Genomic DNA, 15,392 nt, shown 5'->3' on the forward strand with positions numbered 1-15,392 from the left:
CACCTTCGTGCGCCCCCTCTCTGAGGACCGCTACTTCCGGACGCTCGCGCTGGGCGCCCGGCATGGGCGTCCTCCGAGCGCCAACGGCTATGGCGCACCCGTAGAGAGGGGGCGCCTATGGGGCGTCACCGCAAGGAGCGACCGACATGGTTCGTCCGGGCTCAGGCCCGGCGCATGGCGAAGCGAGCTGCCGGGGCGGTATTCACCGCCCTGGTCAGCTACGCCGTCCGTGAAGGGCTGAACCAGGCCCTGAATCATAAGGACGATCCGCTGTCCCACCAGCAACATGGGGCAGATGACCGTTAGCTCCTAGAAACCCTCGGCGACGGTAGCCGCCGTCGCTGAGGGTTTCACCATGCCACACCGCCTGACACGGTGCAACGGCATCACGTCGGCGGCCGGTTCGCGCCGAACCCACACCGCCCTCGCCATGACGGTAGGACCGCCCTCGGGCACAATCCGCCCCATGACCGTGCGCGCCCTGCTCATCTCCCCCGCCACCAGCGCCGCCCTTCGCGCGGCCCGGTTCGACGACGACTGCCCGCTCGACGAGCGCGGCCTCGCCCGGGCCCGCGCGGCCGCCGGGGCCGTGCCACGGGCCTCCCGGCAGCTGACCGCGCCCTCCCTCCGCTGCCGGGGGACGGCCGCCGCCCTGGGGCTCTCACCGGAACCCGCCCCCGCGCTCGCCGATCTGGCCGTAGGCCGGTGGCGGGGCCGGAGCCTCGACGAACTGGCCGCCGCCGAACCGGAGGCCGTGGCCGCGTGGCTGGCGGACCCGGGGGCGGCGCCGCACGGGGGCGAGTCGGTGGTCGCGCTCGTCGAGCGGGTCGGCACCTGGCTCGACGGGCTCGGGGGCGAAAGCGGTGAGGAGGACGGGTCCGGCGACGGCCGGGTGCTGGCCGTCGCCGAACCCGCCGTGATCCGGGCGGCGGTCGTGCACGCGCTCGCGCTGCCGTCGCAGGCGTTCTGGCGGCTGGATGTGCGACCGCTGACGCTGACCGCGCTCAGCGGGCGGGCGGGCCGGTGGAATCTGCGGTGCGGGAAGGCACTGGGATCCACGGGGTAGCGGGGTCAGCCCTGGTACGGGTGGAACCCCCGCCCCGCCTTGCGGCCGAGCAGCCCCGCCTCCACCATCCGCCGCAGCAACGGCGGTGCCGCGTAGAGCGGTTCGCGGAACTCCTCGTAGAGCGACTCCGTGATCGCCAGGACCGTGTCGAGGCCGATGAGGTCGGCCAGGGCGAGCGGACCCATGGGGTGGGCGCAGCCGAGCTCCATGCCCGTGTCGATGTCACCGGCGGTGGCGAAGCCGGACTCGGCCATGCGGATCGCGGAGAGGAGGTACGGGACCAGCAGCGCGTTGACGACGAAGCCGGCCCGGTCCTGGGAGCGGATCACCCGGCGGCCGAGCGTCGTGGTGATGAACGCCTCCGCCGTGCGCAGGGTTTCGGTGCCCGTATGGAGGGAGGTGACGACCTCGATCAGCGGCATGACCGGCGCGGGGTTGAAGAAGTGGAGGCCGATGACGTGGTCGGCGCGCGCGGTAACCATGCCCAGCCGCATCACGGGGACGGAGGAGGTGTTGGTGGCCAGGACGGCCGCCGGATCCTCGACGATCTTGTCGAGGCCGGCGAAGACCTCCGCCTTGACGCCGGCGTCCTCCACCACGGCCTCGACGACGAGCTGCCGGTCGGCCATGTCGTCGAGGTCGGCGGTGAGGACGATCCGGGCGAGGGCGGCGTCGCGTTCGTCCGCCGTCGCCTTGCCCCGGCCGACGGCCCGGTCGAGCGAGCGGGTGATCCGCTCGCGCGTGGCGCGCAGGGCCGTGGCGTCGGCCTCGCAGACGACCGTGTCGAGCCCGGCGCGGGCGCACACCTCGGCGATGCCCGCGCCCATCTGCCCGCCGCCGACGACGCCGACGCGGCTGATCGGGGTGCCGGTCACCGGAACTGCTCCTCCTCGGTGGAGCCGCGCAGGGCGAGCGTCTCGGCGGCGGGGTTGAGGGCGGTGGACACCAGGTCGAAGTATCCGGTGCCGACCTCTCGCTGGTGCTTGACGGCGGTGAAGCCCTGTTCTTGGGCGGCGAACTCCCGTTCCTGGAGGTCGACGTAGGCGGTCATGCCGTGCTCGGCGTAGCCGCGCGCGAGGTCGAACATCGCGTGGTTGAGGGAGTGGAAGCCGGCCAGGGTGATGAACTGGAAGCGGTAGCCCATCGCGCCCAGCTCACGCTGGAACTTGGCGATCCGGTCGTCGTCGAGCGCGGCCTTCCAGTTGAATGACGGCGAGCAGTTGTAGGCCAGCGCCTTGCCCGGGTACCGGGCATGGATCGCCTCGGCGAACTCGCGGGCCTGGGCGAGGTCGGGGGTGCCGGTCTCCACCCACAGCAGGTCGGCGTAGGGGGCGTAGGCCAGGCCGCGCGCGATGACCGGGGCCATGCCGGGCTCGACGCGGTAGAAGCCCTCCGCCGTGCGCCCGCCCGTGCAGAACCGGGCGTCGCGCTCGTCGACGTCGCTGGTGAGCAGGTTGGCGGCGAGCGAGTCCGTGCGGGCCACTATCAGGGTGGGGACGTCGGCGATGTCGGCGGCGAGTCTGGCCGCGTTGAGGGTGCGGATGTGCTGGGCGGTGGGCACGAGGACCTTGCCGCCGAGGTGGCCGCACTTCTTCTCGGAGGCGAGCTGGTCCTCGTAGTGGATGCCCGCCGCGCCGGCGGCGATCATCGCCTTGGTGAGCTCGAAGGCGTTGAGCGGGCCGCCGAAGCCGGCCTCGGCGTCGGCGACGATCGGCGCGAGCCAGTCCACGGAGGTGTCGCCCTCGGCGGTGGCGATCTGGTCGGCGCGCAGCAGGGCGTTGTTGATCCTGCGGACCACGGTGGGAACGGAGTTGACCGGGTAGAGGCTCTGGTCGGGATAGGTGTGCCCGGCCTGGTTGGCGTCGGCGGCGACCTGCCAGCCGGAGAGGTAGACGGCGCGCAGCCCGGCCCGGACCATCTGCACGGCCTGGCCGCCGGTGAGGGCGCCGAGCGCGTGGACGTAGTCGCGCTCGCGCAGTTCGCGCCACAGGCGCTCGGCGCCGCGCCGGGCCAGTGTGTGTTCCTCGCGGACGCTGCCGGAGAGCCGTATCACGTCCTCGGCGCCGTAGGTCCGTTCGACGCCCTGCCAGCGTTCCTCGGTGGCCCAGCGCTCCGCGAGTGCCGCGGCCGTGGTTTCCGCCTGCTGCATGTCCCCTCCCGGGGTGTGTCGGAGAGTCCGTCGCCGTGACGGCGAGGCGTGCGAAGTGTGCGAAGCGTGCGAAGAAACGGAATGCCTGCGAAGGCCGTCGGCCCGGCCCCCCTCAGGGCCGGGCCGGCCGTGCGACGACTCTCCCACCGGCGTCGTACGGCCGTCGACGGTGGCCGCGTGCCGATTTCCGCGAAGGGTCCACGGCCACTTTGCGAATGTTGCCAACACCACTACGCTCGCGGGTATGGGCAGGACCTATGCCGGCGCCCGGCTGCGCCGGCTGCGCGAGGAACGCGGACTCAGCCAGGCCGAGTTGGCCCGGAGGCTGGCCGTCTCGCCGAGCTACCTCAACCAGATGGAGCACGATGCCCGGCCGCTGACCGTGCCCGTACTGCTGCGGCTGACCGAGGCGTTCGGCGTGGATCCCGGCTTCTTCGCCGAGCGGGACACCAACCGCCTCATGGCGGACCTGCGGGAGGCGCTCGCGGACGGGCCGGAGGGCGGCCGGGTCTCCCCCGCCGAGCTGAGTGAGCTCGCACACCGGCTGCCGACGGTGGCCCGGATCCTCCTCGACCTCGACCGCCGCAACCGCGCGCTCACCGAGCGGGTGGCCGAACTCGCCGGCGACCGGGGGCCGGACGAGGCCGCCGTCCTGGGCCGCACCCCGTACGACGAGGTGCGGGAGTTCTTCTACCGGCGCCAGAACTACCTCCACGACCTGGACACGGCCGCCGAGGGCCTGGCGGCCGGGATCGGGCTGCGGCGCGGCGAGGTCCGGCAGGCGCTGGCGGCGCGGCTCGCCGAACACCACGGCGTCCGGCTGGTCGCCGACGCCGAGCAGCAGCACCGCTACGACCCGGTCTCCCGGGTGCTGCACTACTCGCCCCGGCTCCGCCCCGGCCAGCAGGCCTTCCGGATGGCGACGCAACTGGCGCTGCTGGAGTACGGGCGGGAGCTCTCCCGGCAGGCGGCCGAGGACTTCGCGGAGGACTCCCCCGCCTGGACGCCCGCCCGGATCGGCATCGCCAACTACTTCGCGGCCGCGCTGATCCTGCCGTACGGCGTCTTCCACACCGCCGCCGAGGAGACGCGCTACGACGCCGAGCGCCTCGCCGACCACTTCGGGGTCGGCTACGAGACCGTCTGCCACCGGCTGTCCACCCTCCAGCGGCCGGGGGCGCGGGGCGTGCCGTTCTCCTTCGTCCGCGTCGACCGGGCGGGCAACCTCTCCAAGCGGCAGTCCGCCACCGGCTTCCACTTCTCCCGCGGCGGGGGCACCTGCCCGTTGTGGAACGTCTACGAGGCCTTCGCCTCGCCCGGCCGGGTCCATGTGCAGATGGCCGCCATGCCGGACGGCCGGCGGTATCTGTGGACGGCCCGTACGGTCACCCGTTCCCGGGGCGGCTGGCACGAGCCCGGCAAGACCTTCGCCATCGGCCTGGGCTGCGAGATCCGGCACGCGCACCGGCTGGTCTACTCCGCCGGCCTCGACCTGGCCGACGCGTCGGCCGCGACGCCCATCGGCATGGGCTGCCGGGTCTGCGAACGGCTGGACTGCCCCCAGCGGGCCGTACCGCCCCTGGGCCGCCGGCTGGCCGTCGACGAGAACCGCACGACCTTCGTGCCGTACCCGGTGGAACAGCCCTGACCAGGGGCCCGGCCACAGGTCCTGGTCACCGGAGCGCGAGGGTTCCGGTACGGCTATACGATGAAAAAGGCCCTTATGCAGGAAACCTTGTCCCGTCGTTTGCCCTCTCTCCAGGAGACCCCCCGTGAAGAGGAGCGACAACCGTGGGCCTTACGTCCCAGACCTTTCTGCTGACCCTGGTGGTCATAGCCGTCGCGGTGACCGCGTTGGTCCTATGGCTGTGGCCGCGGGCCGCGAAGAAGGGGCCCCTGGCGTTCGCCTCCCGCCTCGGGATGCTCGTGCTGGCCCAGCTCTGCATCCTGTCCGTGCTCCTCGTCGCGGCGAACAACGAGTTCGGCTTCTACTCCACGTGGAAGGAACTCCTCGGCCAGAACTCCCGCAAGCAGGCGCTGCAAAGCGGTTCGGGCAACGGCAAGCGGCCCCCGGCCCTGACGGTCAAGGGACAGGAGCCCGTCGGCCTCGGCCCGAAGGAGAAGGCCGGACAGGTGGACCGGATCGAGATCAACGGCCCGGTGACCGGTCTGAGCATGGACGGCTTCGCCTATCTCCCGCCCCAGTACTTCCAGAAGGCGCATGAGAAGGACACCTTCCCCGTGATCGTGGCGATCACGGGCCAGCCCGGCCAGTCCATCAACCTCATCACCAAGGCCAAGGTCCCCCAGGCCGCCTCCAAGGCCGTGATGGCGGGCGAGATGAAGCCGACGATCGTGCTGATGCTGCGTCCCTCGGTGGTGGCGGACCGCGACACCAACTGCACGGACGTGCCCGGTGGTCCGCAGGCGCTGACCTTCTTCAACCAGGACGTCCCGATCGCCGTCAACGACGTCTACCGCGTGGACAACGCCCGGGGCGCCTGGGGTGCGGTCGGCAACTCCACCGGTGGCTACTGCGCGTTGAAGATGGCCATGACCGACCCCTACCGGTACGGCGCCGCCGCCGGCCTGTCCACCGACCTCTTCGCCCGCCAGGACCGCGACACCGGCGACCTCTACGCCGGCAACAAGCAGCTCAAGAACGAGTCCGACCTGACGTGGCGTCTGGAGCACATGCCCCCTCCCCCGGCCTCCCTGCTCCTGGCCGCCAGCGAGAAGGGCGAGGAGAAGTACTACGCGCAGATGCAGAAGTTCGCGGGGAAGGCCAAACCCCCCACCAAGGTCGAGAAGCTGGTGCGCGAGGAGGGCGGCCACAACTTCGTCACCTGGCGCGAGGAATACCCCGTGGTGCTCCGCTGGCTCGACAAGGAACTCGCCACCCGCCGCTGACGCCTGCGCACACGCCCTTCACCACCGGAGGGGAACGGTATCGGCAGGCACCACGTCCCAGCCAGTGTGGCCCGAATGCGCACGGCTCCGTACGCCGTACGCGGGGGGAAGGGGCGTACGGCAAATGGACACGGAACGCCGCAAACCACTGCTGGCCGGGCGCTACCGGCTCCTGGAGCAGCTCGGCCGGGGCGGCATGGGCGTCGTCTGGCTGGCCCTGGACGAGGTGCTGGACCGCGAGGTGGCGGCGAAGGAGGTCCAGGCGCCGGAGCGGATGAGCGCCGACGACGTACGCGTCCTCTACGCCCGGCTCAAACAGGAGGCCCGCGCCGCCGCCCGGATCAGCCACCCCAACGTCATCACCGTGCACGACGTGGTGGAGCAGGAGGGCCGCCCCTGGATCGTGATGGAGCTGGTGCGCGGGCAGTCCCTGGACGCCGTGCTCCGCCGGGAGGGGGTGCTGACGCCCAAGGAGGCCGCCCGCATCGGCGCCCTGGTGCTCCAGGCGCTGCGCGCCGCCCATGCCGTGGGGGTGCTCCACCGCGACGTCAAACCGGCCAACGTCCTGCTGGAGTCCGGCGGCCGGGTCGTCCTCACCGACTTCGGCATCGCGCTCGTCGAGGGCGCGGGCACCCTCACCCGCACCGGCGACCTCATCGGCTCAGCCGAGTACCTCGCCCCGGAACGGGCGACGGGCAAGCGCCCCGGCATCCCCTCCGACCTCTGGTCGCTGGGCACCCTGCTGTACGTGGCGGTCGAGGGGGTGTCGCCGTTCCGGCGCGGCGACGCCCTCAGCACGCTGCGGGCCGTCGTCGACGACCCGCTGGCGCCACCCCGGCGCGCCGGCCCGCTGGCGTCGCTGCTGGAGGGGCTGCTGCGGAAGGACCCCGCGCGGCGGATGGGCTCCGCCGAGGCCGAGCAACTCCTGGAGGCCGTCGCCGCCGGCCGGCTGACGGAGCATCCGGGGTACGTGCCCACGACCCTCGACGAGCCGGTGCACGCCCGGACGGAGACCCCGCCGCCGGGGCCCGTGCCCGTACGGGAGACGCCACCGCCGTACACGCCCACACCCACGTCCACGCCAACGCCAACGCCGTCGCCGTCACCGACGCCGTCATCCGCGCCGACGCCCACGTCCGTGCCCGCGCCGCCGCCTTCACCGACGCCCACGCCGACGCCCACGCGGTCACCTACGCCCGCACCGGCCCCGAGGCCCTGGCCCGCCCCGGTCGCCTCCCCGACCCCGCCGCCCGTACCGGTCGGGCTCCAGCAGGGGGGCCTCGCCACGCCCCTGGTCGGCCCGTCCTACGGCGATCCGCGCCACCCCGCGTACCCGGTGCGCCCGGATCCGGATCCGCTGCCGGATCCCGGGCGGCGGAAGGCCGCCTGGATCGTGGCGGCCGTCACCGCGCTGGTCCTGGTCGCCGGGGGCACCGCCGGAGTGATCGCCTTGCGCGACGCGGGGGACAAGGGCACGGGGACCCCGGGCGGCGGGCCCACCGCCTCGGTCTCCCAGGGCACGGGCGGGGGCCAGGACGGGCAGAGCCAGGCCCCGGCCACCGGGCCGACGGGGAACGACGGGTCCGGCGACCCGTCCCCGTCCCCCACCTACGAACCATCTCCCAGCCCGCGGACGACGTGCGGCGGTGGCTGGGTGACGTCGTGTTAGTCGCGCTATCGGGGGTGTGAGTGTGCAACGGACCAGGATCGTCTCACTGCTGACGGTGCCCGTGCTGCTGGCCGGCGCGGGCCTGACGGCCTGCTCCTCGGACGGGGGGAAGCCGTCGAACATCGCCCTGGAGGCGGCGGGCCTGGTGGCGGCGCAGCCGTTCGTCGCCGCCCCGGGACCCGACGTCCAGGGGGTCAAGGCCGTTCCGCTGAACGGGAGCACCACCCGGGCCGACGCCCGGGGGGCGTTCGGCGGCACGCCGGGCATGACCCGCTGCGACAGGGCCAAGCTGATCGACCAGCTGACCCAGGATCCGGTGAAGGGGAAGGCCTGGGCCGGTGTGCGGGGCATCGCCTTCGAAAAGATCAAGGACCACATCAACGGCCTCAGCGAGATCACCCTCGTCCAGGACACCCTGGTCGAGAACCACAACTACCAGGGCGACGGCAAGACCGTCGCCTACCTCTCCGTCCTCCAGGCGGGCGTCACCATCCTCCGGGACGACTACGGGACCCCGGCCGTGAAATGCAACTGCGGCAATCCGCTGGGGAAGCCGGACGACGTCGACCGGAAGGGGTCCACCTACACCGGGACCAAGTGGGAGCGCTTCGAGGTCACCCAGATCACCGTGATCGAGGCGCGCACCATCGAGCAGGGCCCCCTGAAGTCGGTCTCGCTCGTCGACGTCCGGCAGCCCGACAAGGCCTTCGACCGGCCGGCCAAGGGAGACGGCTCGACGGACGGCAAGCCGTATCCCCTGCCGTCGCCGACTCCGTCGCGGCCGGGCGGGTCCGGTTCCCCGTCGGACGCGGGGTCCGGGTCTCCCTCCGGTTCCGCTTCCGGTTCCGCGTCCGGCTCCCCGTCCGAGCCGGGTACGGGCTCCCCCTCCGACTCACCCTCGGACTCCCCCTCCGGCTCGGGCCCGTCGTCGGGACAGGGCCCGTCCTCGACCCCGTCCCCGTCGGCCACCCCGTCGGGCAAGGGCACCGGCGGTCACAGCCCGTCGTCCGGCGGCGGGCACACGGCGTCCAAGCCGCCCTCGCTCCCGGCGCCGTCACGGACCGGTGGCGGCGGCGGTACGTACACGCCCCCGCAGAAGTCGATCGCCCCTCCGCCGCCCACGTACAGCCGGACGCCGGGCACGGTGCCGACGCACGCCACCACCGCCGCGCCCGCGCACACCACGGCCGTGGCGCCCCCGCCCGTACGGACGACGGCCGCCGCGCCGCCGCCCGCGCACACCACCGCCGTGGCCCCGCCCGTGAGGACGGCAGCCCCGCCGGAGCGGACGGAAGCCCCACCGGAACGGAAGACGGAGGCCCCGCCTGCCGTCAACCCGCCGGCTCCGACCGGGCACGCGCCAACCGGCTACTAGTGATCTCGTACGTCGGCGACGCGTACAGCCCCCGCGCCCGCCGCTCCGGGTCGGGGTGGGGGTTGCGGCAGAGCCACCCGGCGAGGTCGCGGAGCTCCAGCATGGTGGGCACGGTCCGGCGCAGCGCCCCGGGGTCGCCGGTGAAGGCCTGTTCGAGGACGCACAGCAGGAGCGCGTAGACGTCGTCGAAGCGGTCGGCTGCCCGCCGGACCTCCCCGTCCGGCGGGTAGTCGGCGGCCCGGGCGGCGGGGTCGATGGGGTAGGCGTCGTGCCAGGTCACCGGGGACGCCGGGCCGGTCGGCCCGGTGGCGGGGGTGTCGTGGGGCCCGTAGGAGCGCTGCCGGAGGATCTCGTCGAAGCGGAAGTAGTGCGCGGGCTGCCGGGCCTCGCCGAAGAGCCTGTCGTCGGAGTCGAAGACGGTCCGGTCGGCGCCCTCGCCCTGCTCGGCGATCACCCGCAGGGCGGTGAGCGCCGAGGCGAGGTCCGTGACGGGGAAGACCTCTCCGCCGGAGTTGTAGAAGTCCCGGGGCCCCACCTGGCGCGCGGGGTCGCCGTTGAAGAGCTCGCGCTCGCCGAGTCCGTCCGCCAGCCGGAGCACGCCCTCCCGGATGGTGCGGTAGAACTGGCCGACCGAGGTCCAGCCGTCGTCCTCGCGCACCGATGGGTGACCGGGTGGCCCGGCCACGTAGGCGGGCCGTTCGACGGCCAGGAAGGTCTCCAGCGCCTCGACGCCGAAGTGGCGCAGGGCGACGGTGACGCCGTCCCTGCTGAAGGGCAGCCGGGCGGGGTAGGCGCTGACGAACCGCGAGTGGGCCACGAGGGGCCGGCCGCCGACCGCGTTGAGGAGGTTGGCGACGAGCGTCATGTGGAGCATCTCCTCCAGCACCACGCTACGGATGACGAAGAAGGCGGGCCGGTTGGTGCCCGCCCGCATCGTGTACATGGCGGTGAGGTAGGGCGGGATGGTGAGGTGCTCCAGCGTCAGCGCGGCCTGGAGGAACAACTGGAGGTCCGCGCGGTCGCGCGGCACCCGGAACGGCGGCTCCGCCAGGACGGCGAGCGGGGGCGTGGCGTCCGCGGCGGTCATGTCCGTCCCTCCGGCAGGCGGGCCTCGTCCCGCACGGGCGGGGCGGGGTGGACGACCCGGGGCCGGTGGAGCTCCCCGAGGTCGCGGTCGACGGCCTCGGCGCTGCGGAGCGCGAGGGCGGCCATGGTGAGCGAGGGGTTGGAGGTGCCGACCGAGGGCATGCTGCCGCAGCCGACGGCGTAGAGGTTGGGGTGGTCCCAGCAGCGCTGCCACGGGTCGACCACGGAGGTCGTGGGCGAACTCCCCATGATGTGGGTGCCGGCCGCGTGGCCCGCGCCCTGGAAGACGTAGTCGCGTCCGTCGAAGCGGTACCAGCCGGGGGCGGCGGGCCCCGGCGCGTACGCGGTCCGGTCGTCGGCGCCCAGCAGGGCGAAGAGGCGGCCGGAGACGGCCCGGGCGGCGGCGATGCCGCGTTTGACGTGGTCGGAGAGGTCGTAGGTGAGGACGGGCCGCGGATTGCCGAGCCCGTCGCGGTGGCGGGGGTCGACGGTGACGCGGTTGCGGCTCTCGGCGTCCTGTTCCATGGCGAACTGGAGGCACAGCTGACGGCCGACCTCGCGGCCGAGTGTCTCGCGCAGCGCGGTGCCGAAGAGGCCCTCGCCGCGCGGCGCCCCGGTGCCGGCCTCGATGCCGAGGAGGCGGGCGACGTCGCTCGCCGGGGCGCCGGTGGGCCAGCTCCAGCCCCAGTTGGCGATCTCCACGCGGAAGGGGGCGCGGGCGCGCCGGGCGGGCCCGGTGCGGAAGCCCTCCAGGCCGGAGGTGGAGCCGGGGCCCCGGAACGGGCCGACGGGCCGGTCGAGCAGGCCCCAGGTGAGCAGGGTGGGGTGGTCCATGAGGTTGCGGCCCACCTGGTCACTGCTGTTGGCGAGCCCGGAGAGCAGCAGCAGCTTGGCGTTCTCGACGGCGTGGGCGGCGAGGACGACGACGTCCGCCTCGGCGGTGTGGGTGGTGTGCGCGGGGCTCGCGGGGTCGTCGTAGCGCTGGTACTCGACGCCGAGGACGCGTCCGTTGCCCGCGACGAGGACCCGGCCGGCCACGGCGCGGGCGAGGAGGGTGACCCGGTGGCTCCAGGTGGCCTGGGTCCTGCGGGCGTCGTACTTCGCCTGGACGGGGCAGACGGGGACGCAGGAGGCGTTGCCCACGCACCGTTCGCCGTAGTTGGGCAGCCCCACCGCGCCGGCGGGACGGTAGCCGCGGCCGCCGTCGTACCGCGGGTCGGGGGTGCTGTTGCGGGCGTGCGGGGTGGTGACCACGCGCAGGACGGTCCCGGGCCCGTCCGGGGTCTCCCGGACGGAGGTGCCGTCGAGGCGGGCGGCGAGGACCCGGTCGAGGTGGCTGCGGGGGATCGGGCGCATCGGGTAGGCGTAGCCGGGCGGGAAGGGCAGGCCGATGGCGTCGCGCTGCTCGTCGGCGTCCCCGGCGGCGCCCAGGGCGTGTTCGGCGGCCCGGTAGTGGGGTTCCAGGTCGGTGTAGCCGAGGGGCCAGTCCCGTCCGTAGCCGTAGTCGGCGCGCACGGCGAAGTCGTCCGGGTGCATCCGGGGCACCAGGCCCATCCAGTGCAGGGTGGTGCCGCCGGAGGCGCGCAGGTAGTCGCTGGCGTAGGGCAGGGGTCCGTCCTGGACGAAGTAGCCGTGGGCCCGGTAGCCGCCGGACGGCAGGCCCTCCAGGTCGAGGACGTCCGGGGAGGGCGCGGCGGCGTTGGCCCGGTAGGGCGCGTTGGGGACCTTGGCCAGGGCCGCGTAATAGGTGTTCAGGGCGTCGAGGTGGCCCGGCCAGGTGTCCAGGGTGCGGGTGCCGGCCTCCAGGACGAGGACGCGCCATCCCCGGTCGCCGAGGTGTTTGGCGACGAGGGAGCCGGCGAGCCCGGCGCCGACGACGATGGCGTCGTGGCGGCGCCCGGTGGGCTGACGGGCGGTCATGCCGTCCCCTCCTCAGCCGCCGGGCCGGGGGCGCCGGGGGGGCGGGTCGGCCCAGGTGCCGAAGCCGGGCGGACGGGCGCCCGGCGGGTGGCCGTGGAAGGTCCGCCAGGCCAGGCCCTCGGTCCAGGCCTCGGGCGAGACGACGAAGGCGGTGTTGGGTTTCTCGCGGCCGAGCGCCGTGTGCGTGGCGCGGGCGAGGGGCGGCCAGACGCCCAGGTACCACAGGTGGGTGATGGCCCGGGCGATGTCGCGCGAGACCTCGTCGGCGAGGGCGCCGGGGTCGCCCCCGGCGGCGGCCAGGTCGTCGAGGAAGCGGCCCACGGCCGGCCGGCCCAGCTGGTCGAGGGTGGTGTCGTGGTAGAGCCGGACCATGCCGGTGCCCCGGAGGTCGAACTCGCCGAAGCCGGTGAGGCGTACGGAGAGTTCGACGAACCCGGCGCATTCCGGGGGCGCCGGGTCCGGCGTGGCGGGTGTGGGTGGTGATGCCGTGTGCTGGGTGTCCATCCGTACTCCCCCGTCCATACGACTGCCGCTTTTCTAGCGGACCGTCCGCAATGGGCGGAAGAGGGGTGAACACCCTTCATTCCTCGCGGTGATGGCAGGGGGCGTACCCCTGGTTCCTCAGCGTCGCACGAGGTCGCTGGGGTCGGTGTTGGCGCCGCAGACCACCACGGCCACGCGCTCGCCCTCGGCGGGCGCGTACGCGGCGTCCGCTCCCCCGGCCAGGGCGGCGAGAGCGGTGGCGGCGGCGTGTTCGACGGCCAGCCTGCGGTCGTCCCAGAGGGCCTGGCGGGCGCGGACGATCGCGGTGTCGGGCACCAGCACGGACCGCACGCCGGGGTCCCGGGCGATGGCCAGGGCGGTACGCGAGGCCCGGCGGGCGCCGAGCGCGTCGGCGGCGACGGAGTCGACGGGCACGTCGACGACCCGGCCGGCCTCCAGCGCGGCGTTCAGCGTGCGGCAGCCCTCCGGCTCGACGGCGACGGTCCGTACGCCGTGGTGGCCGGCGGCGGTGGCGACGCCGGAGAACAGCCCGCCGCCGCCGACCGCGACGACCACGGTGTCCAGCCCGGGGACCTTGGCCCGGATCTCGTCGACGAGCGTGCCCGCCCCGGCCGCGATCAGCGGGTGGTCGTAGGCGTGGCTGGCCAGGGCGCCGGTGGTCACGGCGAACTCCTCGCAGGCCGCCAGCGCCTCGGCGTACTCGGCACCCACCAGGCGGACGTCCGCGCCGTAGCCGCGCAGCTTGGCCACCTTGACGTGGGGGGCGTTCTCGGGCAGGAAGACCGTGGCCCGCACACCCTGGAGCCGGGCGGCCCACGCGCAGGCCAGCCCGGCGTTGCCGCCGGAGGCGATGGTCACACCGGCCTCGGGCAGCGTGCCGGCCTCGCGGTGGGCGGCGAGGAAGTTGTAGGCGCCGCGCGCCTTGAAGGAGCCGGTGTGCTGCATGTGTTCCAGCGCCAGCCAGATGCCGTCGTCGCCCTCGACGACGGCGACGGGCCGGGTGCGCCCGGCCAGCCGGTCGGCGGCCCGCTTGATGTCGTCATAGGTGAGATCACACACGACCTGCTCCTTCGAATGAATGGATCACTCCACGGTACGGGATCGTTTCCGGTGGCCACCGGGCCGGACGGCCCTGTTTTCACCGGTCATTCGGCGGGATAGGGGTTCTGATGCGATATCAGAGATCATTGCCCGCGTAGGAGAGGTTGAAGCTCTTGTTCGCCAGGGGGAAGTCCGGGACGATCGTGTCCGCCAAGGCCACCGGGAGCGCGGGCCAGTTGAAGAACGACGGATCCACGATCTTCACCCGGCTCAGTACGGGGCCCGGGCCGAGTTCGACGCGGGTGGCGATCGTGCCGCGCCAGCCCTCGGCGAGCCCGACGCCCGAGCGGGGGCCGGGGGCCGCCGGGCCGGCCTCCGGCGGCAGGGCCACGGTGGCGCCCGGCGCCAGGCCGTCCGTGAGGTGTTCGACCAGGGCCAGCGAGGTGTCGATCTCCTCCGCCCGCACCAGGAACCGGGCCAGCACGTCGCCGCCCGAGTGGACCGGGACGCGCAGCGCGGGGCCGTAGTCGTACAGCGGATGGGCGAGGCGCGCGTCGGCCGCCAGGCCGCTGGCCCGTGCCACGTAGCCCAGGCAGCCCAGGTCCCGGGCGGCCCCGGCGGCGAGCCGGGCCGTGCCCGTGAAGCGGTCCCGGACGGTGGTGTGGCCCAGGGCCAGCTCCACGATCGAGCGGATGTCCTCGCCGAGCGCCCGCATCCGGTCCGGGCGGGGCACGGAGCGCAGCTCCGCACCGCCGAGGACGACGCCGCCGCGCAGCAGCCGGTGCCCGGTGACCTCCCGGTTGAGCCTCAGCAACTCCTCCCGGACGCACTGGGCCTGGGCGTTGAGCACGCCGTGGCCGACGTCGTTGCACAGCGCGCCCAGGTCGGCGACGTGGTTGTGGAGCCGTTCGAGTTCCAGGAGCAGCGCCCGCGCGCGACGGGCGGCGTCGGGCACCCGGACGGCGAGGGCCTCCTCCACGGCCAGGCAGTAGGCCAGCGCGTGTCCCACGGCGGTGTCGCCGCTGACGCGCTCGGCCAGTGGCAGCCCGCGCCCGGCGGTGCGGCCCTCGAAGAGCTTCTCGACGCCCTTGTGCGTGAACCACAGCCGGGCCTTGAGCTTGATGATCGTCTCCCCGACCACGGAGAACCGGAAGTGGCCGGGCTCGATCAGCCCGGCGTGCACCGGGCCGACGGGGATCTCGTAGACGCCGTCGCCCTCGACCTCCAGGAAGGGGTACGGGCCCTCGGGCTCGCCGAACGGCGGGGGCGGTCCCGCGTCCGGGCGCATCGGGTACCAGCCGCGCGGCCAGTGGAAGTGCCGCACGAGCCGGTGGGGCAGCGGGTGGTCCCGGGGGACGATGCCGTACAGGTCGCGCGTCTCGCGCTCGAAGCGTCCCCCGGGGAAGGAGAGCCGGGCCAGGGTGGGCAGTTCCGGCGCGTCGGGGTCGAGGCGCACATGCAGTTCGGTACGGGTGTCGGGCGGGCCGGAGACGAAGAGGTGGACGACCCGCACGGCGCGGTCGCGGTCGCCGTGGGCCGGGTCGTGGTGGGCGGCGACCAGGGCGAGGCGGTGGCCGGCGCGCAGCAGCTCGGCGAAGCGCGCGGGCAGCTCGGCGGCGTCGGTGACGGTGATGGTCCTTGATCCCGTGCCCGTGTCGAGCGACTCCACGGT

Annotated in this window: 12 protein-coding genes; 5 read left to right on the top strand and 7 right to left on the bottom strand. The window is 73.9% G+C overall.

All coding sequences use genetic code 11. The annotated features are described in order from the left end of the window. Positions 1-466: 466 nt before the first annotated feature. Positions 467-1,066: a histidine phosphatase family protein gene (locus tag AB0E98_RS15480; protein WP_361702445.1), complete on the top strand. Its 600-nt coding sequence runs from the start codon at positions 467-469 to the stop codon at positions 1,064-1,066. A 5-nt stretch (positions 1,067-1,071) separates the two neighbouring features. On the opposite strand, the gene AB0E98_RS15485 is transcribed toward AB0E98_RS15480, so the two are convergent. Both AB0E98_RS15485 and aceA read right to left on the bottom strand, forming a co-directional pair. Then, entirely contained in the window at positions 1,072-1,941 is an 870-nt protein-coding gene (locus AB0E98_RS15485) for a 3-hydroxybutyryl-CoA dehydrogenase (RefSeq protein WP_361702446.1), read from the bottom strand. Continuing rightward, positions 1,938-3,215 carry an isocitrate lyase gene (aceA, locus tag AB0E98_RS15490; RefSeq protein WP_361702448.1) on the bottom strand — a complete coding sequence of 426 codons (1,278 nt, stop codon included), beginning with the start codon at positions 3,213-3,215 and terminating at the stop codon, positions 1,938-1,940. The genes AB0E98_RS15485 and aceA overlap by 4 nt, the downstream gene beginning before the upstream one ends. 244 nt (positions 3,216-3,459) lie before the next feature. Between aceA and AB0E98_RS15495 the strand changes: the two genes are divergently transcribed. The 4 genes from AB0E98_RS15495 to AB0E98_RS15510 all read left to right on the top strand — a co-directional run bounded on the left by AB0E98_RS15495 (position 3,460) and on the right by AB0E98_RS15510 (position 9,169). Beyond that, the gene (locus AB0E98_RS15495) at positions 3,460-4,863 is read left to right on the top strand and encodes a short-chain fatty acyl-CoA regulator family protein (RefSeq protein WP_361702450.1); all 1,404 of its coding nucleotides are present in this window, start codon (positions 3,460-3,462) and stop codon (positions 4,861-4,863) included. A gap of 143 nt (positions 4,864-5,006) precedes the next feature. After that, positions 5,007-6,125 (top strand): alpha/beta hydrolase-fold protein, encoded by a 1,119-nt coding sequence (locus AB0E98_RS15500; protein WP_361702452.1) that lies wholly within the window; start codon positions 5,007-5,009, stop codon positions 6,123-6,125. Between the two features lie 124 nt (positions 6,126-6,249). Next, the gene (locus tag AB0E98_RS15505; RefSeq protein WP_361702454.1) at positions 6,250-7,794 is read left to right on the top strand and encodes a serine/threonine-protein kinase; all 1,545 of its coding nucleotides are present in this window, start codon (positions 6,250-6,252) and stop codon (positions 7,792-7,794) included. A 16-nt stretch (positions 7,795-7,810) separates the two neighbouring features. Beyond that, positions 7,811-9,169, top strand: a complete 1,359-nt coding sequence (locus AB0E98_RS15510; RefSeq protein WP_361702456.1) for a DUF6777 domain-containing protein — start codon at positions 7,811-7,813, stop codon at positions 9,167-9,169. Here the strand turns inward: AB0E98_RS15510 and AB0E98_RS15515 are convergent. From AB0E98_RS15515 to AB0E98_RS15535, 5 genes are all read right to left on the bottom strand, one after another. Beyond that, entirely contained in the window at positions 9,126-10,256 is a 1,131-nt protein-coding gene (locus AB0E98_RS15515) for a ferritin-like protein (protein ID WP_361702458.1), read from the bottom strand. The two genes, AB0E98_RS15510 and AB0E98_RS15515, sit on opposite strands and share 44 nt — an antisense overlap. Then, positions 10,253-12,175 carry a GMC family oxidoreductase gene (locus AB0E98_RS15520; RefSeq protein ID WP_361702459.1) on the bottom strand — a complete coding sequence of 641 codons (1,923 nt, stop codon included), beginning with the start codon at positions 12,173-12,175 and terminating at the stop codon, positions 10,253-10,255. Before AB0E98_RS15520 ends, AB0E98_RS15515 begins: the two co-directional genes overlap by 4 nt. 12 nt (positions 12,176-12,187) lie before the next feature. Further along, positions 12,188-12,679 (bottom strand): hypothetical protein, encoded by a 492-nt coding sequence (locus tag AB0E98_RS15525; RefSeq protein WP_361702461.1) that lies wholly within the window; start codon positions 12,677-12,679, stop codon positions 12,188-12,190. Between the two features lie 117 nt (positions 12,680-12,796). Continuing rightward, the gene (locus AB0E98_RS15530) at positions 12,797-13,738 is read right to left on the bottom strand and encodes a threonine/serine dehydratase (protein ID WP_361702463.1); all 942 of its coding nucleotides are present in this window, start codon (positions 13,736-13,738) and stop codon (positions 12,797-12,799) included. A 118-nt stretch (positions 13,739-13,856) separates the two neighbouring features. After that, complete coding sequence (locus tag AB0E98_RS15535; RefSeq protein ID WP_361702465.1) at positions 13,857-15,389, bottom strand: NADH-quinone oxidoreductase subunit C; 1,533 nt, start codon at positions 15,387-15,389, stop codon at positions 13,857-13,859. Positions 15,390-15,392: the final 3 nt, after the last annotated feature.

This window comes from Streptomyces sp. NPDC037389 (genome assembly GCF_040636475.1).
Taxonomy (GTDB): Bacteria; Actinomycetota; Actinomycetes; order Streptomycetales; family Streptomycetaceae; genus Streptomyces; species Streptomyces hesseae.